This is a genomic window from Pseudomonas sp. NPDC098740 (genome assembly GCF_044760065.1).
In the GTDB taxonomy this organism is placed as follows: Bacteria; Pseudomonadota; Gammaproteobacteria; order Pseudomonadales; family Pseudomonadaceae; genus Aquipseudomonas; species Aquipseudomonas rossensis.
The window spans coordinates 1-19,727 of record NZ_JBIWAM010000026.1; the positions used below are offsets into that span (position 1 = coordinate 1).

The 19,727-nt window shown below is 59.9% G+C and carries 16 protein-coding genes and 1 pseudogene; 16 read left to right on the plus strand and 1 reads right to left on the minus strand.

From position 1 onward, the window contains the following. A pseudogene (locus ACIQU2_RS24175) lies at nt 1-295 on the minus strand (pyruvate dehydrogenase (acetyl-transferring), homodimeric type); the annotation flags it as partial. 383 nt (nt 296-678) lie between these two features. On the opposite strand from ACIQU2_RS24175, the gene glnE reads away from it, so the two are divergent. The 16 genes from glnE (at nt 679) to ACIQU2_RS24255 (ending at nt 19,690) form a co-directional block, all read left to right on the plus strand. After that, complete coding sequence (gene glnE, locus ACIQU2_RS24180) at nt 679-3,618, plus strand: bifunctional [glutamate--ammonia ligase]-adenylyl-L-tyrosine phosphorylase/[glutamate--ammonia-ligase] adenylyltransferase (RefSeq protein WP_403144411.1); 2,940 nt, start codon at nt 679-681, stop codon at nt 3,616-3,618. Between the two features lie 330 nt (nt 3,619-3,948). Further along, nucleotides 3,949-4,983 (plus strand): lipopolysaccharide heptosyltransferase II, encoded by a 1,035-nt coding sequence (gene waaF, locus ACIQU2_RS24185; RefSeq protein ID WP_129439087.1) that lies wholly within the window; start codon nt 3,949-3,951, stop codon nt 4,981-4,983. 1 nt (nt 4,984) lies between these two features. Then, on the plus strand, nt 4,985-6,046 hold the full coding sequence (rfaC, locus tag ACIQU2_RS24190; RefSeq protein WP_140677125.1) for a lipopolysaccharide heptosyltransferase RfaC: 1,062 nt from the start codon (nt 4,985-4,987) through the stop codon (nt 6,044-6,046). Beyond that, the gene (locus tag ACIQU2_RS24195) at nt 6,046-7,167 is read left to right on the plus strand and encodes a glycosyltransferase family 4 protein (protein WP_403144415.1); all 1,122 of its coding nucleotides are present in this window, start codon (nt 6,046-6,048) and stop codon (nt 7,165-7,167) included. Before rfaC ends, ACIQU2_RS24195 begins: the two co-directional genes overlap by 1 nt. Then, nucleotides 7,167-7,973 carry a lipopolysaccharide core heptose(I) kinase RfaP gene (rfaP, locus tag ACIQU2_RS24200; protein ID WP_403144417.1) on the plus strand — a complete coding sequence of 269 codons (807 nt, stop codon included), beginning with the start codon at nt 7,167-7,169 and terminating at the stop codon, nt 7,971-7,973. The genes ACIQU2_RS24195 and rfaP overlap by 1 nt, the downstream gene beginning before the upstream one ends. Further along, nucleotides 7,973-8,707, plus strand: coding sequence for a lipopolysaccharide kinase InaA family protein (locus ACIQU2_RS24205; RefSeq protein ID WP_347802525.1), 735 nt, complete (start codon nt 7,973-7,975; stop codon nt 8,705-8,707). The genes rfaP and ACIQU2_RS24205 overlap by 1 nt, the downstream gene beginning before the upstream one ends. Further along, nucleotides 8,704-9,456 carry a lipopolysaccharide kinase InaA family protein gene (locus ACIQU2_RS24210; RefSeq protein ID WP_403144420.1) on the plus strand — a complete coding sequence of 251 codons (753 nt, stop codon included), beginning with the start codon at nt 8,704-8,706 and terminating at the stop codon, nt 9,454-9,456. Before ACIQU2_RS24205 ends, ACIQU2_RS24210 begins: the two co-directional genes overlap by 4 nt. Further along, nucleotides 9,456-10,907 (plus strand): lipopolysaccharide kinase InaA family protein, encoded by a 1,452-nt coding sequence (locus ACIQU2_RS24215; RefSeq protein ID WP_403144423.1) that lies wholly within the window; start codon nt 9,456-9,458, stop codon nt 10,905-10,907. Before ACIQU2_RS24210 ends, ACIQU2_RS24215 begins: the two co-directional genes overlap by 1 nt. A 155-nt stretch (nt 10,908-11,062) precedes the next feature. After that, the gene (locus ACIQU2_RS24220; RefSeq protein ID WP_347802528.1) at nt 11,063-11,398 is read left to right on the plus strand and encodes a YceK/YidQ family lipoprotein; all 336 of its coding nucleotides are present in this window, start codon (nt 11,063-11,065) and stop codon (nt 11,396-11,398) included. A gap of 172 nt (nt 11,399-11,570) precedes the next feature. Next, a complete protein-coding gene (locus ACIQU2_RS24225) occupies nt 11,571-13,328 on the plus strand; it encodes a carbamoyltransferase (protein WP_008146248.1) in 1,758 nt (585 codons plus the stop codon). Then, nucleotides 13,312-14,442, plus strand: a complete 1,131-nt coding sequence (locus ACIQU2_RS24230) for a glycosyltransferase (protein ID WP_347802529.1) — start codon at nt 13,312-13,314, stop codon at nt 14,440-14,442. The genes ACIQU2_RS24225 and ACIQU2_RS24230 overlap by 17 nt, the downstream gene beginning before the upstream one ends. Further along, nucleotides 14,442-15,338, plus strand: a complete 897-nt coding sequence (locus tag ACIQU2_RS24235; protein ID WP_347802530.1) for an antimicrobial resistance protein Mig-14 — start codon at nt 14,442-14,444, stop codon at nt 15,336-15,338. Before ACIQU2_RS24230 ends, ACIQU2_RS24235 begins: the two co-directional genes overlap by 1 nt. A gap of 8 nt (nt 15,339-15,346) precedes the next feature. Next, nucleotides 15,347-16,777 (plus strand): PIG-L deacetylase family protein, encoded by a 1,431-nt coding sequence (locus ACIQU2_RS24240; RefSeq protein ID WP_403144427.1) that lies wholly within the window; start codon nt 15,347-15,349, stop codon nt 16,775-16,777. Then, nucleotides 16,774-17,730 carry a glycosyltransferase gene (locus ACIQU2_RS24245; RefSeq protein ID WP_403144430.1) on the plus strand — a complete coding sequence of 319 codons (957 nt, stop codon included), beginning with the start codon at nt 16,774-16,776 and terminating at the stop codon, nt 17,728-17,730. Before ACIQU2_RS24240 ends, ACIQU2_RS24245 begins: the two co-directional genes overlap by 4 nt. Before the next feature lie 39 nt (nt 17,731-17,769). Then, a complete protein-coding gene (locus ACIQU2_RS24250) occupies nt 17,770-18,537 on the plus strand; it encodes a glycosyltransferase family A protein (RefSeq protein ID WP_403144433.1) in 768 nt (255 codons plus the stop codon). A 4-nt stretch (nt 18,538-18,541) separates the two neighbouring features. Then, a complete protein-coding gene (locus ACIQU2_RS24255; protein WP_403144436.1) occupies nt 18,542-19,690 on the plus strand; it encodes an O-antigen ligase domain-containing protein in 1,149 nt (382 codons plus the stop codon). Nucleotides 19,691-19,727: the final 37 nt, after the last annotated feature.

The following is a 19,727-nucleotide window of genomic DNA, read 5'->3' on the forward strand; positions in this document are numbered from 1 at the left end:
CCACGACAGAATCTGTCAGGAACGCACGCATCACCATGGCCATCGCGTTCCAGCGTACCAACGAGCGAATGCGGCGTTCCATGAACAGGTCGCCAGGCATGCGTGCTTCGTGGGTAACGGGGATCGTGTTGCGGTATGGCGTGGTAATGGCGTAAGGCAATTGCGAACCGCTACGGGTTGCGAGTTCGCCCATACGGGTCATCAGATAGTGAGCGCGGTCTTCGCCTTCTTTGTCGAGAACCGATTCCAGGGCGTCCAGCCATTCCTGGGTTTCGACGGGATCGAGGTCTTGCATGGCTTGCTCCAGGGCGGAAAGGCTTCCAGAATCGGTTGCCTGAGTTTGCGACTGGCCTTGTGGGCAGACGATATAAATTCTTGGATTGCCGAGAGGTTGTTCCGGCGGCGTGTAGTTTTACTACAAATCATCGGGCATTTCAGCCTTTCGAATGTATATACGAGTAGTAAAACTACAGATGAGCGGCTTGTGGCCTCCAGCTGCGTTGTGAGAATAATCGTTAAGGTTGGTCTTTTGCCAACCAGAAAAGGTGAAAGCTTGATGCTGTCTGCCAAAAATAAAGAAATTTCAGCTATTTCTAACCTTTGTTCGACAGTCGATCAGGTAGTGCATTCTCGCGAATCACTACATGCAGCCCTCTACACGCCGATCAAGGATAGACCATGAGCCTCCCTTCGCTTGCCGAACTGCCTGGCATCCTCCTGCCGTTTGTCACCCGCGCCGAGCAGTCGTTCCGTGCGGCCGTCGCGGTGCTTCCCGACGACCATGGCCTGGCCGGCTGGACGCCTGAACGCTGGGCGCAATTCGCCCGCGTCACCGCTGCCAGCGACTTCGTGATTGAACAGAGTGTGCGCGACCCACTGATGTTGCTGGAGCTGGTGCAGTCCGGTGAGCTGGACCGAAGTTTTGCGCCCGGCGAGCTGTGCGCACAGATTGCGGCAGCGGTGAATGCAGCGGAAACCGACGATGGGCTCGGTCGCGCCCTGCGTCGTCAACGTACCCGTCATCAAGTGCGGATCATCTGGCGCGACCTGACGCGTCAGTGCGATCTGACCCAGACCTGTCGCGACCTCTCGAACATGGCCGATGCCAGCATCGATCAGGCCTATCAGTGGTTGTACTCACGGCATTGTCAGCAGTTCGGCGTGCCGACCGGTCGGCGCAGCGGTGAGCCGCAGCAAATGGTCATTCTCGGCATGGGCAAGCTCGGCGCGGTGGAGCTCAATCTGTCGTCGGACATCGACCTGATCTTCGCCTACCCCGAGGGCGGCGAAACCGTCGGCGTCAAACGCTCGCTGGATAACCAGGAGTTCTTCATTCGTCTCGGTCAGCGCCTGATCAAGGCCCTGGACCCGATGACCGTCGACGGTTTTGTATTCCGCGTCGACATGCGCCTGCGGCCTTACGGTTCGGCCGGCGCATTGGTGCTGAGCTTCAACGCGCTGGAGCAGTATTACCAGGATCAGGGGCGTGACTGGGAACGCTACGCGATGATCAAGTCGCGGGTGGTGGCCGGCGATCAAGTGGCCGGCGCGCAATTGCAAGACATGCTGCGGCCGTTCGTTTACCGGCGTTACCTCGACTTCTCGGCGATCGAAGCGCTGCGCACCATGAAGCAGCTGATTCAGCAGGAAGTCCGGCGCAAGGGCATGGCCGACAACATCAAGCTCGGCTCCGGTGGCATTCGTGAAGTCGAATTTATCGCCCAGGCATTCCAGCTGATCCACGGCGGCCGCGACCTGAGCTTGCAGCAACGTCCTCTATTAAAAGTACTGAGCACGCTGGAAGGTCAGGGTTACCTGCCGCCGGCGGTGATTAGTGAACTGCGCGAAGGTTACGAATTCCTGCGGTACACCGAGCACGCGATCCAGGCTATCGCCGACCGCCAGACCCAGATGCTCCCGGACGGCGCTCAGGATCAGTCGCGCATCGCCTTTATGTTGGGCTTCGCCGATTGGACCGCTTTCCACGAACAGCTTATGTATTGGCGCGGTCGCGTGGCGTGGCACTTCGGTCAGGTGATTGCCGACCCCGACGAAGAGGAAGGCACCGAAAGCGAAGTGGTGGTCGGCGGCGAATGGCTGCCGTTGTGGGAAGAGGCTCAGGATGAAGAGGCCGCTTGCCGTCAGTTGGAAGAGGGCGGTTTCGCTGATGCCACCAAAGCCCTGAAAGCGTTGGCCGGTTTGCGCAGCAGCCCGCAGTTGCGGGCGATGCAACGCTTGGGACGTGAGCGCCTTGATGCCTTTATTCCGCGGTTGCTGGCTCAGGCCGTGGAGCACGCCAATCCGGATCTGGTGCTGGAAAGAGTATTGCCGCTGGTGGAAGCCGTGGCCCGTCGTTCCGCGTATCTGGTGTTGCTGACCGAGAATCCCGGCGCGCTGCGACGTTTGTTGACCTTGTGCGCCGCGAGCCCGTGGATCGCCGAACAGATCACTCGCTTCCCGCTGCTGCTCGACGAATTGCTCAACGAAGGTCGGCTGTTCAAACCGCCACTGGCGCCGGAACTGGCCGCCGAGTTGCGCGAGCGTTTGACGCGGATTCCCGAAGACGACCTCGAACAGCAAATGGAAGCCCTGCGGCATTTCAAACTGGCGCACCGCTTGCGGGTCGCCGCTTCGGAAATCGCCGGCAGCCTGCCGTTGATGAAGGTCAGTGATTACCTGACGTGGCTCGCCGAAGCGATCCTGGAACAAGTGCTGGCCCTCGCCTGGCGCCAGACCGTGGCCAAATACGGTACGCCGCTGCGTACCGACGGCACCTTGTGCGATCCCGGCTTCATCATTGTCGGTTACGGGAAAGTCGGCGGTCTGGAACTGGGGCATGGTTCGGACCTGGACCTGGTGTTCATCCACGATGGCGACCCGCAGGCGGAAACCGACGGGCCGAAGCCTATCGACGGCGCGCAATTCTTTACTCGGCTGGGGCAGCGGATCATTCACTTGCTCACGGCCCAGACCAACTCCGGTCAGCTGTATGAAGTGGACATGCGTCTGCGGCCGTCCGGCGCGTCGGGGTTGCTGGTGAGTTCGCTCGGGGCGTTTGCCCGGTATCAGGAAAACGAAGCCTGGACCTGGGAGCATCAGGCGTTGGTGCGGGCGCGGGTGTTGGTGGGCAGTCCGGACGTCGGCCGTGCGTTCGAGAAAGTCCGCGCGGAGGTATTGGGCAAGCCGCGGGACCTGGCGACCTTGCGCCAGGAGGTCAGCGAGATGCGCGCCAAAATGCGCGATAACCTTGGCAGCAAGAGCACCGCGGCGGGCACCGGGGCAAATGCCTTCGAGGCCACGGCGCCATTCGATCTCAAGCAGGACGCCGGAGGTATCGTCGATATTGAATTTATGGTGCAATACGCGGCCCTGGCGTGGTCCGAATCGCACCCGCCATTGCTGCGCTGGACTGACAATATCCGCATTCTGGAAGGGTTGGAGGAGGAAGGGCTGATGCCCGCCGAAGACGCCAGCCTGTTGCGCGAGGCCTATAAAGCCTACCGTTCAGCCGCTCACCGGCAGGCCTTGCAGAAGGACGCCGGGGTGATACCGGGCGACCAGTTCGTGGACGAACGGCGGCAGGTAGTGCGGATCTGGCGGGAGCTGGGATTAAGCTGAACCCGGATAGTGGCAGCACTGAACACCCCTGTGGGAGCGAGCTTGCTCGCGATAGCGGCCTGACAGTCACCATCGATGTTGGATGTGATGCCCTCATCGCGAGCAAGCTCGCTCCCACAGTAGATTTGTGGTGTTTGGTAGATTGAAGTAGCTAAGCTGCACCGCACTGGATGTGCACCAATACCCATGTGGGAGCGAGCTTGCTCGCGATAGCGGAATGACAGTCGACAATAATGTTGAAGGTGATGACCCATCGCAAGCAGCCCTGCTCCCGCAGTGATTCTCGAGGCGGGGAGGCGTATGCCTCCCCGGCTCGTTTATGGAAACCACATGAAAATTCTGATCGTTGGGCCCAGTTGGGTCGGTGACATGGTGATGGCGCAGACACTGTTTCAGTGTCTCAAGCAGCGCCACCCGCAATGCGAAATCGACGTGCTGGCCCCCGAGTGGAGCCGGCCGATTCTTGAGCGCATGCCCGAAGTACGCCAGGCCTTGAGCTTTCCGCTCGGTCACGGTGCTTTGGAGCTGGCGACGCGTCGGCGCATCGGCAAATCCCTGGCCGGCCAGTACGATCAGGCGATCCTGCTGCCCAATTCCCTGAAGTCGGCATTGGTGCCGTTCTTCGCCGGCATCCCTAAACGCACCGGCTGGCGTGGCGAATTCCGCTACGGCCTGCTCAATGACGTGCGCACGCTGGATAAAGAACGTTACCCGCTGATGATCGAGCGCTTCATGGCCCTGGCTTACGAGCCGGGTGCCGAGCTGCCGACACCTTATCCACGGCCGAGCCTGCAGATTGACCCGGTCACTCGCGAAGCGGCAATGGCCAAGTTCGGCCTGGCTCTCGACCGCCCGGTGTTGGCGCTGTGCCCCGGTGCCGAGTTTGGCGAGTCCAAGCGCTGGCCGTCGGAGCACTATGCCAAGGTTGCCGAAGCGAAGATCCGCGAAGGCTGGCAAGTCTGGCTGTTCGGTTCGAAAAACGATCACGCCGTCGGCGAAGACATCCGCTCGCGGCTGATTCCCGGTCTGCGTGAAGAGTCGGTGAACCTCAGCGGCGGCACCTCCCTGGCCGAAGCCATCGACCTGATGTCTTGCGCCGACGCGGTGGTGTCCAACGACTCCGGCCTGATGCACGTCGCCGCTGCGCTGAATCGCCCGTTGGTGGCAGTCTACGGCTCGACGTCGCCGGGTTTCACACCGCCACTGGCCGAGCACGTCGAGATCGTGCGCCTGGGCATCGAATGCAGCCCCTGCTTCGATCGCACGTGCCGTTTCGGTCATTACAACTGCCTGCGCCAGCTCATGCCGCAAGCGGTGAACGAAGCCTTGCAACGTTTGCAGGGCACTGTGGTCGAGGTCAAATAGTTTGCGGGTACTGCTGATCAAGACTTCTTCGCTAGGCGACGTGATTCACGCGTTGCCGGCGCTGACCGACGCGGCACGGGCGATCCCCGGCATCCAGTTCGATTGGGTGGTGGAAGAAGGCTTCGCCGAAATCCCGACCTGGCACCCGGCCGTGGGCAAGGTGATTCCGGTGGCGATCCGTCGCTGGCGCAAAAACATCTGGCAGACCATCAAGAGTGGCGAGTGGAAGCGCTTCAAGCAAAGCGTTCGCGCCAACAAATATGATTTGGTGATCGATGCCCAGGGCCTGCTGAAAAGTGCGTTGCTGACCCGATACGCCAAAGCCCCGGTGGCCGGGCTGGATAAAAACTCGGCCCGCGAGCCGATTGCCGCACGCTTCTATTCCCGGCGTCTGGCCGTGGCCCGTGGGCAACACGCGGTGGAGCGGGTGCGTCAGTTGTTCGCCGTGGCCCTGGGTTACGACCTGCCAAAAGGCTTGGGCGATTACGGCCTGAACGTCGAGCGACTGGTGGAATTGCCGCGCAAGAATCCTTACGTGGTGTTCCTGCACGGCACCACGTGGGACACCAAGCACTGGCCTGAAGCCTACTGGCGCGAGTTGGCCGAGCGCGTCGGCTATCTCGGTGTCGCGGTGAAGCTGCCGTGGGGTAACCCGATCGAGAAAGCCCGGGCCGAGCGCATCGCCAAAGACATGAGGCACGTCGAAGTGCTGCCCAAGCTGAATCTGGCGGGTGTCGGCAAAGTGCTGGCCGGCGCGCAAGCCTGCGTGGCGGTGGACACCGGTCTCGGTCACCTCGCCGCTGCGCTGGACGTGCCGACGTTGTCGCTGTTCGGCCCGACCAACCCGGGCCTGACCGGTGCCTACGGTAAAGCGCAGATTCACATCGCCAGCGATTTCCCCTGTGCGCCGTGTATGCAAAAGAAATGTACGTATCAACCGACGGCCGAAGATGCCCGTCAGTTTGACCTTAAACGCGAGTGGCCCCTGTGCTTCACGCGTCTGAATCCCGAGCGTGTCGCGACCCGACTGAGCACGTTGTTACTGGCTGAGGAGCTGCGCTGATGCAATTGGCATTCGTCTTGTACAAATACTTTCCATTCGGGGGCTTGCAGCGCGACTTCATGCGCATTGCCCTGGAATGTCAGCAGCGCGGCCATCAGATTCGGGTCTACACGCTGATCTGGGAAGGCGACATTCCACCGGGCTTCGAAGTGTTGGTGGCACCGGTCAAAGCGTTCTTCAACCATCGACGCAACGAAAAGCTCACCGAATGGATGGAGGCCGATCTGGCCAAGCGTCCGGTGGACCGCCTGATCGGTTTCAACAAGATGCCGGGCCTGGACGTCTACTACGCCGCCGACGGCTGCTTCGAAGACAAGGCGCAGAACCTGCGTAACTCGCTGTACCGTCGCTGGGGCCGCTACCGGCACTTCGCCGAGTACGAGCGCGCCGTGTTCGCCAAGGATGCCAAGACCGAAGTGCTGATGATTTCCGAAGTCCAGCAGCCGCTGTTCATCAAGCATTACGACACGCCGCTTGAGCGCTTCCATTTGCTGCCGCCGGGTATCTCTCAGGACCGTCGTGCGCCGGCCAATGCCGCCGAGATCCGTGCCGAATTCCGTCGCGAATTCAACCTGAAAGACGATGATCTGCTGCTGGTGCAAATCGGCTCCGGGTTCAAGACCAAAGGCGTGGATCGCAGCCTCAAGGCGCTGGCTGCATTGCCCGCCGATCTGAAGAAACGCACCCGGCTGTTTGTAATTGGCCAGGACGACCCCAAATTGTTCCAGATGCAGAGCGCCACACTGGGGCTCGGCGATAACGTGACGTTCCTCAAGGGTCGCAGCGACATCCCGCGTTTTCTGCTCGGCGCCGATCTGTTGATTCACCCGGCGTACAACGAAAATACCGGGACTGTGTTGCTCGAAGCCCTGGTGGCCGGGTTGCCGGTGCTGGTGAGTGCGGTGTGTGGTTACGCCCATTACATCGCCGAGGCCGACGCCGGTCTGGTGCTGGACGAGCCTTTCGATCAGGTGCAACTGACTCAGTACCTGATCGGCATGTTGAACGACGCTCAAGCACGGGCGGCCTGGAGCCGCAACGGTCTGGCCTTCGCGGAGACGGCCGACCTCTACAGCATGCCGCAGCACGCGGCCGATGTGATTCTGGCGGAGCACGCTTAATGAAGTTGATGCTGGCTGAACCGTTCAAGAGCCTCTGGGCTGGACGCGACCCGTTCGCTGAAGTCGAGGGCCTCCAGGGCGAGGTGTACCGCGAACTGGAAGCGCGCCGGACCCTGCGTACCGTCGTTGACGGCAACGGGTTTTTCGTGAAAATCCACCGTGGCATCGGCTGGGGCGAGATCTTCAAGAACCTGCTCACTGCCAAGTTGCCGGTGCTCGGTGCCGGCCAGGAATGGAAGGCTATCCAGCGCCTGCAAGAAGTCGGCGTGCCGACCATGACCGCCGTGGCTTATGGCGAGAAGGGCAGCAACCCGGCGGACCAGCATTCGTTCATCGTCACCGAAGAGCTGGCGCCCACTGTCAGCCTCGAAGACTTCAGCATCGACTGGGTCAAGCACCCGCCCGAGCCAAGACTCAAGCGCGCGCTGATTGCCGAAGTCGCGCGCATGACCGGCATGATGCACCGCGCCGGGGTCAACCATCGCGACTGCTACATCTGCCACTTTCTGCTGCACACCGACAAACCGGTGACGGCCGACGATTTCAAACTCTCGGTGATCGACCTGCACCGTGCCCAGACCCGTCCGACGATTACCCAACGCTGGCGCAACAAGGACCTGGCGGCGCTGTATTTTTCGGCACTGGACATTGGCCTGACCCGTCGCGACAAATTGCGTTTCCTCAAGAGCTATTTCCAGCGGCCCCTGCGCCAGATCCTGGGCGAGGAAGCCGGGTTGCTCGCCTGGCTCGAAGGCAAGGCCAACAAACTCTACGACCGTAAACAGCGATACGGGGATGCGCTCTGATGGCGGGTTGGACACTGGAGCCTGCGTACAGCGATCTGGCAGAAGATTTCGGCAGTCTTGAGGCTGTGTTTTCGCTTCAGGGCGAGCGCTTGACCCGCGACCCGTTGTCCGAGGTCATTCGCGTCCAGCGCAATGGCGTCAACTATTACGTCAAACGCTACGTAGGTGCCGGCAAAGGTCTGCGCCGTTACCTGGGTAAACCCCGGGTGAAGGCCGAGTGGCAGAACCTCAAGCGCTTCGCCAAGTGGGGCATTCCCACCGCCGAAGTGGTGGCCTGGGGGCTGGAGCGTCGCGGCGCGGCGTACGATCGCGGGGCGATGATCACCCGTGAACTGCCGCATACCGAAGACTTGTCGGCCCTGGCCGAGCGGCATGACCCTAAGCTGGCGGACCGCGCCTGGGTCGACAATGTCAGCCGGCAGCTGGCGGGTTATACCCGGACCATGCACGACCACCGCTTCACCCATAACGATTTGAAGTGGCGCAACCTGCTGATCGACAACGAGCCCCGGCTGTTTTTGATCGACTGCCCCAATGGCGATTTCTGGCGCGGCTTCTGGCTCAAGTACCGGATCACCAAGGACCTGGCGTGCCTGGACAAGGTCGCCAAGTATCACTTGTCGGCTACCCAGCGCCTGCGCTTTTACCTGCAATACCGCCAGTGTGATCGGCTGAATGCCGCCGATAAAAAACGGATCCGGCACGTGATTAGATTTTTCGAGGGACGCGAATGACTGATTTTCTGGCCGCTGAAGACCGTGCGCTGCTTGAGCGTCACGGCCTCGGCACCTTCGACGCACTCTGGGCCAAGCAGCTCGACGCTGTGGACGAGCCCAACACCGCTCGCGGTGGCTGGAGCAGCGTGTTTCGGCTGGATCTGGAAGGTCATGGCTACTACCTCAAACGCCAGAGCAACTACCAGATGCGCACCTTGCATGCGCCTTTTGGCGAACCGAGCTTTGCCCGTGAATTTCGCAATATCAGTCGCTATGAGCGATTCGGAATTCCAGCGTTGAAAGCGGCGTTTTTCGGTGAGCGCAAAATCGATGGCGAAGTCCGGGCGATTCTGCTGACCCGAGCCCTGGACGGTTGGGATGACCTGGATTCGCTGTTGCGGCGCTGGTCAGACCTGAGTTCGGCGCAGCATTCGGCCATTCTGAAGGCCTGTGGACAACTGGCTCGGCGCCTGCACGGCGCGCGTCAGGTTCACGGTTGCTTCTACCCCAAGCACATTTTTCTCCAGGCCACCGGCGACGGTTACCTGGCCCAACTGATCGACCTGGAAAAGACCCGGCCGTTGCTGTTTGGTCTGCGTGATCGGGCCAAAGACCTGGAGCCGTTGCTGCGTCGGGCGCCTGAGTGGAGCGAAGCGCAGTTGCGCGAGCTGCTGGTCGCCTATCTGGATCAATCGCAAGACAGTTCGCTGATCGACAGCTGGCTGGCGCGACTGACCGCGCGGCGCAGTCATAAGGAGGCGCGCTGATGCGTTTGTCCGAACTAAAAAACGCTGGCCGCAGCCCGAGCCTGCCGCTGAACATTCCGTTGGCCGATGCCGCCGGCCCTGCCGAGCTGCAGTTGCTGAGTTTGTTGCGGGTATTGCCGGGGCAGCGTTATGTCGGTGCCGGCGTCTGGCGTGGGCGGCCGGTGCTGGCCAAGTTGCTGGTCGGCAGCAAAGCGGCGCGGCATTTTCAGCGTGAGCTGGACGGCGTGCGGTTGCTGGCGGCTCAGGGATTGACCACGCCGCTGCTGCTGGCTGATGGCCTGAAGGACGGCGAGGGTGGTTGGCTGCTGTTTGATTTCCTTGAAGGCGCCGACAGCCTTGGGGATGCCTGGAAACAGGTCGAACACTTGCCGATGCTGGCGGATGAGCAATCGGTGGTATTGGCCGATGCGCTGGGTGCGATTGGTCAATTGCACCGCAAGGGCCTGTGGCAGGAAGACCTGCACCTGGACAACCTGCTGCGCCAGGGCGGTCGGCTGTATTTGATCGACGGTGCCGGAATCCGCACGGAGACGCCAGGCCAGCCGCTCTCGCGGCAGAAAGTCCTGGAAAACCTCGGCGTGTTTTTCGCCCAGTTGCCCAAATCGCTGGAGCCCTACACCGAAGAGTTGCTGGTGTATTACCTGTTGAGCAACGGCGAGCATGCCTTACCGATGGAAGCGTTGCAGAAGCAGATCAACAAGGTTCGCACCTGGCGTCTGAAGGACTTCCTGATCAAGGTCGGCCGCGAATGCACGCTGTTCAGTGTCCAGCGCGGAGCGTTCGGCTTGCGGGCGATTCGCCGCGAGGAAGAAGCGGCGATGCTGCCGGTGCTGGCGCAGGCCGATGCGTTGCTCGATCAGGGCCATCTGTACAAGACCGGCGGCGCGGCGAGCGTCGGCAAGGTCGAGGTGGCTGGTCGTACGCTGGTGATCAAGCGCTACAACATCAAAGGTTTTGCCCACTGGCTCAAACGCTTCTGGCGTCCGAGCCGTGCCTGGCATTCCTGGCGTGAAGGCAATCGCCTGGCGTTTCTCGGCATCGCCACGCCCAAGCCGTTGGCGTTGCTGGAGAAGCGTTTTCTCTGGTTGCGCAGTCGGGCTTATCTGGTGACCGAGTATTTGCCGGGACCGGACATCATCGAGCGGTTTGCGCCTTATGTTGAAAACGGTGAGGCACCGGAAGCCGAATTGCTGGCGCTGGATCATTTGTTTGCCGAGCTGATTGGCGAGCGGATCAGTCACGGGGATTTCAAGGGGCATAACCTGTTCTGGCAGCACGATCGCTGGGCGCTGATTGATCTGGATTCGATGTGTCAGCATGCCTCGCTCAGCAGCTTCGCCCCGGCCTATGCGCGGGATCGGGCAAGGTTCATGCGTAACTGGCCTGAGAGCAGTGCGCTGTATCGGGTCATTGATCAGCGCGTACCCAAAGATATCTCTAGCGCTGCCTGAATCCCTTCGCGAGCAGGCTCGCGATGGGGCCAGAACAGCCACTCGAGATTAAGGGACAGATTCTTATGAATTGTCCTACGCGAAACAGGGATGCCGTGAACTGTGCCCTGAATAGCCGCGATGCTAGTTTGCCTGACGTTCACGGAGGGCAGATTTTGACGATGAAAATGACGGTGTTACTGAGCACTTTTGCACTGGTTTTATCAGGCTGCGGGACCGCTGTTACGGTACTGCAGGATGACGAGGATGCGGCTCGTAGCCTTAGAAAGCAAAAGACCTACTGTCAATCCATCCCGCGCATCTACAGCGGTCTGGCCTACGACTTTTGCGTATTAAACGCAGCGCCTGATCCCACGGGTATTCTTTTGCCGTTTGTATTGGTGGATTTCACCCTGTCGGGTGTTTTCGACACCGTCCTCCTGCCCTATACGGTTTACCGCCAAGCTATCGACGGCAATATCAGTATTTACTGGAGGTCAGGCCGCGGATGAGCAGTGCCGCCTGCTTTCGCCCGGATCATCTTTACGGGGCAATATGCGCTGGGTCATTCCCGCCATGTTTACGCTATAATCCCGCCCTTTAGCTGCCACTCGCCCTTTGCGAGGGCACATTAATCTTTGAGGCGCCTTGCGCCTGCATGCAGACTAAAGAGGCTAGACCCCTGTGGCATTGACGATTCTTGGCCTGTCCGGCGCCCTTAGCCATGATCCTTCCGCAGCCTTGTACATCGACGGCAAGCTGGTCGCGGCGGCTGAGGAAGAGCGCTTTGTGCGCGATAAACATGCAAAGAACCGCATGCCTTACGAGTCGGCGAAGTTCTGCCTCGAGCAGGCCGGCATCAAGCCATCCGACGTTGATGTGGTAGCGATTCCGTTCGCGCCGATCAGCCTGTTCGGCAAGGCTCGCTGGCATTACGCCAAGCGTTACTGGTACGCCCCGGACCGCGCGCTCGATGCGATCCTGATGGGTAACCGTCGCTACAAACGCTATCGCAACAAGATTGTCTGGTGCCTCGAGCAATTGGGTTTCGATCCGAAGAAAATCAAGATCGAACCGGTCGAGCATCACCTGGCTCACGCCTCCAGCGCTTACCACTGCTCCGGTTTCAAAGAGAAAACCGCGATCCTCGGGATCGACGGCAAGGGTGAGTACGCCACGACCTTTTTCGGTTACGGCGAAAACGGCAAGATCCACAAGATCAAGGAATTCTTCGATCCGGACTCCCTCGGCGGCCTGTACGGCGCGATCACCGAGTTCCTCGGTTTCGAGATGCTCGACGGTGAGTTCAAGGTCATGGGCATGGCGCCGTACGGCGATGCCAGCAAATACGATTTCTCGCGCCTGGCTTCGTTCGAGAACGGCGAGCTGGTGATCAACACCGACTACGCCAACGTCATCGGCCTGCGTCGTTATAAAGAGAAGGGCAAGGGTTTCTACTTCTCGCCAAAGCTGATCGAGTGGCTGGGTCCGAAGCGCGAAGGCGATATCGCCGACGAGCCGTACATCCACTACGCCGCGAGCATGCAAGCGCTGTTCGAAAAAATCTCGCTGCAGATGATCGACCACTACCTGGGCGACGTACTCAAGGAAACCGGCAAGCTGGCCTTCGCCGGTGGCTGTGCGTTGAACGTCAAGCTGAACCAGAAAATCATCGCCCGCGATGACGTCAAAGAGCTGTTCGTGCAGCCTGCGTCCGGCGATGCCGGCACCGCGGTCGGCGCGGCGGCCTATGTGTCCCACGCCCGTGGTGTGCCGGTCGAGAAGATGGAACACGTCTACCTCGGTCCGTCGTACACCAACGAAGACGTCCTCGCTGCATGCGCCCGTCACCCGAGCAAGCCGGTATGGCGCAAGCTTGAGAACATGCCGGAAAACATCGCCAAAATCATGGTCGATGGCAACCCGGTGGCCTGGTTCCAGGGCCGCATGGAATTCGGTCCGCGCGCCTTGGGCGGTCGTTCGATCATTGGTTGCCCGAGTGCGACGGGCGTGGCTGACCGCATCAACCACCAGATCAAGTTCCGCGAGCGCTGGAGGCCTTTCTGCCCGTCGATGCTCGACACCGTTGCACCGCAGATGATCAAGATCGATCACCCGGCGCCGTTCATGACCTTCACCTTCGAAGTGGCGGAAGAGTGGAAGACCCGCGTGCCTGAAGTCGTCCATGAAGACGGTACGTCCCGGGCCCAGGTGCTCAAGCGCGAATACAACCCGCGCTACTACGACATGATGAAGGCGCTGGAAGTGCTGACCGGCAATGGTGTGTCGCTGAACACCTCGCTCAACCGTCGTGGCGAACCGATGATCTGCTCGCCGACGGATGCCCTGAACATGTTCTTCGGTTCCGATCTACAGTATCTGATCATGGAAGACATCCTGGTGGTCAAAGAGGGCGCGGACGCATATGACACGCTCGGCTGAACGCCATGTGCTGCAGTTCTGTCACGGCTATGACGGGCCGTTTCTGGACTGCGCCCGGCAGTACGCCAGCCTGTTCGCGGGGACCGGTTATCGAGTGACCACGGTGTTTTTGACCGGGGCTGCCGATGCCGAAGTCGCCGCGGGCTGCGCTTCCGACGAAGTGCTGTTCATGGAATACAGCTCCAAGGCCATTCGTGGCCTGAAGCTGGGCGCCATCGGCGATCTGCGCAAGATCGCCGCCTCGCGCAATTTCAGTTTTTGCATCGCTCACCGTTTCAAACCTATTTATATCGCCTTGCTCGGCACCTCGTTGCCGGTGATTGGCGTGCATCACGCGTTTGACGATTACAAGCGCGGCACACGCAAACTCTTCGCGAATATTTTCCGCAAGCGCCTGAGCCTGCTCGGGGTTTCCGATGCCGTGCGCGACGACATGCGCCATTGCCTGCCGAAGTGGCCGGCGGCGCGGATTCAGACGCTCTATAACCGTATCGATGTGCAGACCTTGCAGGACAGCCAGGTGTCGGTTCGCGAGGCCCGGGAAACCCTCGGCCTGGCGCCGGATGCCTGGGTTGTCGGCAATGTCGGACGGCTGCATCCGGACAAGGATCAGACCACGCTGCTGCACGGTTTTGCCGCGGCATTGCCGGGTTTGCCGGCCAGCAGCCAACTGGTGATGCTCGGTGCCGGTCGACTGGAACAGGACCTCAAGGCCCTGGCCCGTGAGTTGGGTATCGGCGACCGCGTGCTGTTCCTCGGTCAGGTGCCTGAAGCCCGACGTTATTTCCGTGCCTTCGATGTGTTTGCCCTGAGTTCCGATCACGAACCGTTCGGCATGGTGCTGCTGGAGGCCATGGCTGCCGGCGTGCCCTTGCTCGCCACGGCGTGTGGCGGGGCGAAAGAAGTGGTCGAGGGCGTCGGTATTCTGTTCCCGCTGGGCGATGCCGAACACTTGGCTCAAGGGCTGCAACATCTGGCCGCGATGGACGAGCAGCAACGTCACCAGTGTGCCGAGCTGATGCTCGATCGCTTGCGTGAGCGCTTCTCCGACCGCGCGGTGCGCGATGCTTTCTGGCGTTTGCCGCACGTTACCGAACTGGCACCGAGGGGCTGATGCTCAACCGATTTCAAGGCTGGCGCGAACGTGGCTGGGCGGTAGTCGACGCCTCGACATATGCTGAAGCCTGGCAACGATATGGCGGCAGCGTCGCCACTCATCCCATGGTGGTCGAGCGGCTTGCGCAGTTGGCCGACATTCCTGTGCGCTACCTGGCCTGGGAGCAAAACGGTGAAGTCAAAGCGGCGATCCCGACCTGGGGCCGCGACCTTGCCTTGTCCAAGGATGTGCTCAAACGCTGCGGTAAAAAAGGTCTGTTCGACCTCGGTAATGCCGAGTTCATCCTGCCGGCCGCTGCCGATGCACAAGCGCCGTTGCGTCATCGTGGACGCTACCTGTCGGTGCTGAATGAAGGCCGCTTCACCGGCATCAAGTTGCAGGCTGAACAGCTGGCGATGGCCCGCACTCCCGAAGAACTGTCGAAGAAGTTTCGCTACAACCAGCGCCGTGAATTGCGATTGCTGGAAGAAGCGGGCGGAGTGGTTCGGCCGGTCGCGGAGTTTTCCAGCAGTGAACTGGCGGCGATCTATTGCGACCTGTTCCAGCGTCGCTGGGGCTTCCCGGCGACGGGGGCCGAGCGCATGGCTGAGGTCATCGAGTTGCTGCGTGATTTGCTGATCGGCTCGGTGATTTTTCTCAACGATGCGCCGATAGCGATTCAACTGGTCTACCGTGTCGAGACACCGCAGTGGATCAGCGTCGAGTACATCAATGGCGGCGTCGATCCCGAAACCCGAGAATTCAGTCCGGGCAGCGTGCTGAGTTTTCTCAATACGCAAAGCGCCTGGGAGCATGCCCGGGCGTTGGACAAACCGTTGCGGTTTTCTTTCGGTCGCGCCGACCGTGAGTACAAGGATCGCTGGTGCAATCCTGTGCCGGTGTTCACCGTATGAGCCAGCCCATGAACCGCAAACAGCAATTGCTCAAGCGCCATCGACGCAACAAACGCATTGGTCTGCTCATCGCGCTGGTGCTATTGATTGCCATGGGTGTGCTGGTGGCCTGGTGGCTGCCGTTGGTGCTCGCGGTTCTGGGCTGGATTGCCCACGAGGCATGGTTTGCCGACCATTTGTTTTATTCGCCCAAAGACGATTATCAGTACAGTTTTCCACCGTACACCCAGCAGCCCAAGGTTCACCTTGACGGTGAGCGTTTGCGCCTTGACGAAGGTGTCATGCTGGTCGACGACGCCACTCTGGTCTTGGCGCTGCGGATAAAAAGCACTTGGCTGGGACGCTTTATCGATCCCGTGGTCGAGTTGTCGGGGGGGGATAACCCGGACCGACAAACCTTCGAGCGTGGTGTGAACGGCCTGCGTTACCTCAACCTCAGTGGTCAGGCGCGGGTTCTGTCGCAAGGTGAGTTACGCCTGCGCGGGTGTTTCTGCCGACTGCTGGGTGAGCCGGTGCTCAGGGCGTTCGAGCATCCGGATTACAGCCGTCAACGGGTGATGGTGATCGCGCCCCACGCCGACGATGCCGAGTTGGCCGCCTTCGGGTTGTACAGCAGCGCCAGTCAAAGCTGGATCGTGACCTTGACCGCCGGTGAAATCGAGGCCGGGCACTATCAGCAGATGGGGCTCAATGGCGTCGAAGCGTCCCGGTTGAAAGGCTCGCTTCGCGCCTGGGACAGTCTCAGCGTGCCGCTGTGGGGCGGTGTACCTCAGGAACGCTGCATTCAGTTGGGGTATTTCTGTCTGCAATTGCCCGCCATGCAAAGCACGCCGACCGAGGCCGTGGTGTCCCGTGAGGCACAACTTGGTGATACCCGATATTTTCGACGGTTCAATCCGTTTGCCCTGGGCAGTGACGCCGATGGCATACCGTCCTGGAACAATCTGCTGGCCGACCTGAGTGAGTTGATCGAGCGTATCCAGCCTCAGGTCATCGTTTTGCCACATCCGCGTTTCGACCCGCACCCAGACCATCTATGCTCACAGCAGGCGGTGATGCAGGCACTGAACGGTACAGCCTGGCAGCCCGAAACCTTATTGCATTACGCCAATCATCTACACGACAACGATCGCTGGCCCATGGGTGATGCCGGGACCGGTGTGACACTGCCGCCACAGATCAATAATCACGAACCGTTGCGGCCCTGGGCGCTTTGTCTGTCGGCCGAAAAGCAGTGGCACAAGGCTATGTCGTTGGGCATGATGCACGACCTTCAGCCCCGACTTCCCCTCAAGCGTCTACTTCGCCGGGCGATCCAACGTTGTCTGGCGGCCCGACACTGGCCGGCTTTCGGCGAAAACGAGTTCTTCCGTAAAGCGGTGCGACGCCACGAATTATTCTGGGTCCAAGAGCTGTCTGGAAAGAGAGAGACCAATTGAAAGTTCTGTTTCTGGTGCAGAAAGAACAGCGAGCGATCCTCGATCGACTGTATGACGGTATCGCCGAGCACTGCGACTGCGACAAGCGCGAGCTGACCAGCGCGGAGCAGGACGACTTGCGTGGATATTTTCGCAAGCATGTCGATGTGACGCGCTACGACCGGATTGTTTTTTTCCTGCGTTTCAAAAAAGAAATCAGACAGGTGAGGTTCATCCAGACCCTGCCCAATCTGGTTATTCTGGAACACGATGCGTACCAGAATTACATCCCGTGCAAGTACACCGGCAAGTTCAGCGCCCATTACCGCAAGCTGCCTTGGGCGCGGGTGATCAGCTCGGGTTTCATGGTCAGCCAGCGCTTGCGTGAGGAAGGGTTTGACGCGCATTTCGTGCCCAAGGGTTACGATCAGGCACTGTTGCAAAACTGCCAGCGTGAACGAGATATCGAGTTGGGTTTTGTCGGCAGTCTCAACAGCGTGGCGTATGCCGGACGCAAGGCCATGCTCGAGTCCGTGGCTGAAGTGGAGAATCTGCTGATCACCCGCACCAAGTCGGGTGAGGAATACTGCGAGACGTTGAGCCGGATCCGTTACTTCGTGAGTGCCGACGTCGGCATGGGCGAATACATGATCAAGAATTTCGAGGCCATGGCCTGTGGTTGTGTGCTGTTTGCTTACGATCAAGGGGAAGCAGAGAATCGCGCGCTGGGGTTTGTCGATATGCACAACATCGTGCTCTATCGAACCCGTGACGAACTCAGGGAAAAACTGGCCGTGTTGCGCGAGTCCCCACAGCTGACCGAGACCATTTCATTGGCCGGACAGGCTTTGGTAGAGCAGCATTACACGTTCCGGGCTGTAGGACATGCGATTGTCGACGCCCTGCGTGCGCCGCTGCGCGAGCATGTTCCGCTGGGCTGGAAAGAAAAATTACGCTTGTCGCTGGGGCTGTGAAGCCGGGCGATTAAACAACCAATGGTGCGGTGCAAATAAATGCTGTTCAGCGAGACTAGCGACATTTCGGTAGTAATCACTAGTTGCGGTCGCTTCGATCTGTTGAAGCGTACCCTCGAGACGTTTGACCGGTTCAACACGGCTCCCATTCGTAAAGTGTTCATTACAGAGGACTCCGGCGACAGCGCCGTAGAGGCCTGTATTCCGGAGCACTGGAGGGCGCATACCCAGTTCTTCATCAACAAGCCACGCCTGGGGCAGTTGCGATCCATCGATGCCGCTTATGCTCAGGTGCAGACATCGTGGATTTTCCACTGTGAAGACGACTGGGACTTCTATCGCGAAGGGTTCATCGAAGAGTCCCAATGCCTGCTGGAGGAAGATCCGCAGGCACTGCAGGTGTGGCTGCGCAGCTTCAATCATGACCTGATGGTTCACAGTCCTTACGTGTTCCTGAACGAGCGCAAAGTCAGCCATGGCATTCCTTTCTACGTACTGGGCTCGCAAAAAGCCGAGTGGCAAGGTTTTTCCTTTAATCCAGGGCTGCGCCGTCGTGCGGATTACTTGATGCATGCACCGTATTCCGGATTCTCCGGGGAGAAAGACCTGTCGCGTCTGTACGCTGGCGAAAACCGCTATGCATTGATTCTGGAAAACGACGCGGTATTGCACACCGGCTTCGGAGAGCATGTGGTGGTTCCGAAGGAGCGGGAGAACAAGTTACGGCGTAAACGTCTCGATCGGCTGAAGCTGATCGCAGCTCTTATCTTGGGTCTGGCAATGGGTTGGGTGCTCCATGGAATTTAGCGGCATGAAGCCAGGAAAGAACACCATGGTGTATTTCGGAACGGTGCTCTGTCTGTTTCTTTTGAGCTTTGTGGTGGGCTGGTCGTCGAAGTGGACCAATAACCTGTTCTACGTCCTGATGGCATTGCCGGGCCTGGTTTTCCTGATCAAGGAACGCGGTGCGGGCTTGCTCAAGGAGCCACTGGCATGGGGCTGGCTGGCGTTCATTCTGTGGTTTCTGGTGCCTGCGACGATTGCAGGGCAGATGCAATTCTACAAACACGTCTTCTATGTACTGATGTTCGTCATGGTGGCCGGCGCCCTTACCGATCCGCAGTTCTTCCGCAGTGCGGCGTTCATTCGCGCTCAGTTCTGGATCCTGACGTTGTACATTTTCAGCAGCGCGCTCTACGGTTGGGTAACCGGTGAATTCGCCGTCGGCGGCCGGGTGGCGATACTTCCGGCACGCTTGGAGAACGTCATCTACGCCAGCATTTGGCTGTTCTGTTCGTTGGCGCTGGCGCTGCCAATCTGGCTCAGGGAACGAAAGTATATCGAAGGTGGCCTGGCCATCGTTTTGTCGGTGTTCGCGGTAGCCTTCGTCCTGCAGACGCGTACTGCGTTTGTGGGGGCTGTGTTCCTGTTTGGCATCTGGTTGCTTTATGGCATTTATCTCAAGCCGCGGCTGGTTGGCACTGCGGTGGCGATTGGCGCGGTTGTTTTAGGCCTGCTGTTCCTGGCGGTGCACAACGAAGCCTGGTACCAGTCCCTCTGGAATCGAGGCGATTCGTACCGTATCGAAATCTTCCAGATCATGGTCGGCGAGTGGCGCCACTGCGGCTGGGCACTGGGCTGCGGCATCAACTTTCACACCGCCCAGGTACTCGATGGCTGGATGCCGATTCAGCATCCGCACAACATTTTCGTAGCGCTGGGGCTGTACAGCGGCGGGGTTGCGCTGGCGTTGTTCGTAGCGCTGATGGTCGTAAGCCTTTGGCAGGCCTGGCGTCTGCGCGACGCGTGGGGTATGTACCTGGCGTGTGCGCTGGTGATGCTGAATTTCGATGGCAGTTTGCTGATCGGTAACCCTGACGAGTTGTGGCCGCTGGTGCTGCTGCCCGCCGCGATGATCCTCTCTCGCGTGCTGAAGGCGCGACAACCCGCGCTGGCGTAATGCCTGGCCTTCGCCTCCTCCCCGGAGGCGAAGGCAG

Bases quoted from the DNA above. Each gene is read 5' to 3' on its own strand.
- ACIQU2_RS24250 (WP_403144433.1), top strand. From the start codon at position 17,770: ATGCTGTTCAGCGAGACTAGCGACATTTCGGTAGTAATCACTAGTTGC.
- ACIQU2_RS24215 (WP_403144423.1), top strand. From the start codon at position 9,456: ATGCGTTTGTCCGAACTAAAAAACGCTGGCCGCAGCCCGAGCCTGCCG.
- ACIQU2_RS24235 (WP_347802530.1), top strand. From the start codon at position 14,442: ATGCTCAACCGATTTCAAGGCTGGCGCGAACGTGGCTGGGCGGTAGTC.
- ACIQU2_RS24205 (WP_347802525.1), top strand. From the start codon at position 7,973: ATGGCGGGTTGGACACTGGAGCCTGCGTACAGCGATCTGGCAGAAGAT.
- glnE (WP_403144411.1), top strand. From the start codon at position 679: ATGAGCCTCCCTTCGCTTGCCGAACTGCCTGGCATCCTCCTGCCGTTT.
- waaF (WP_129439087.1), top strand. From the start codon at position 3,949: ATGAAAATTCTGATCGTTGGGCCCAGTTGGGTCGGTGACATGGTGATG.
- ACIQU2_RS24210 (WP_403144420.1), top strand. From the start codon at position 8,704: ATGACTGATTTTCTGGCCGCTGAAGACCGTGCGCTGCTTGAGCGTCAC.
- ACIQU2_RS24195 (WP_403144415.1), top strand. From the start codon at position 6,046: ATGCAATTGGCATTCGTCTTGTACAAATACTTTCCATTCGGGGGCTTG.
- rfaP (WP_403144417.1), top strand. From the start codon at position 7,167: ATGAAGTTGATGCTGGCTGAACCGTTCAAGAGCCTCTGGGCTGGACGC.
- ACIQU2_RS24230 (WP_347802529.1), top strand. From the start codon at position 13,312: ATGACACGCTCGGCTGAACGCCATGTGCTGCAGTTCTGTCACGGCTAT.
- ACIQU2_RS24255 (WP_403144436.1), top strand. From the start codon at position 18,542: ATGAAGCCAGGAAAGAACACCATGGTGTATTTCGGAACGGTGCTCTGT.
- ACIQU2_RS24240 (WP_403144427.1), top strand. From the start codon at position 15,347: ATGAACCGCAAACAGCAATTGCTCAAGCGCCATCGACGCAACAAACGC.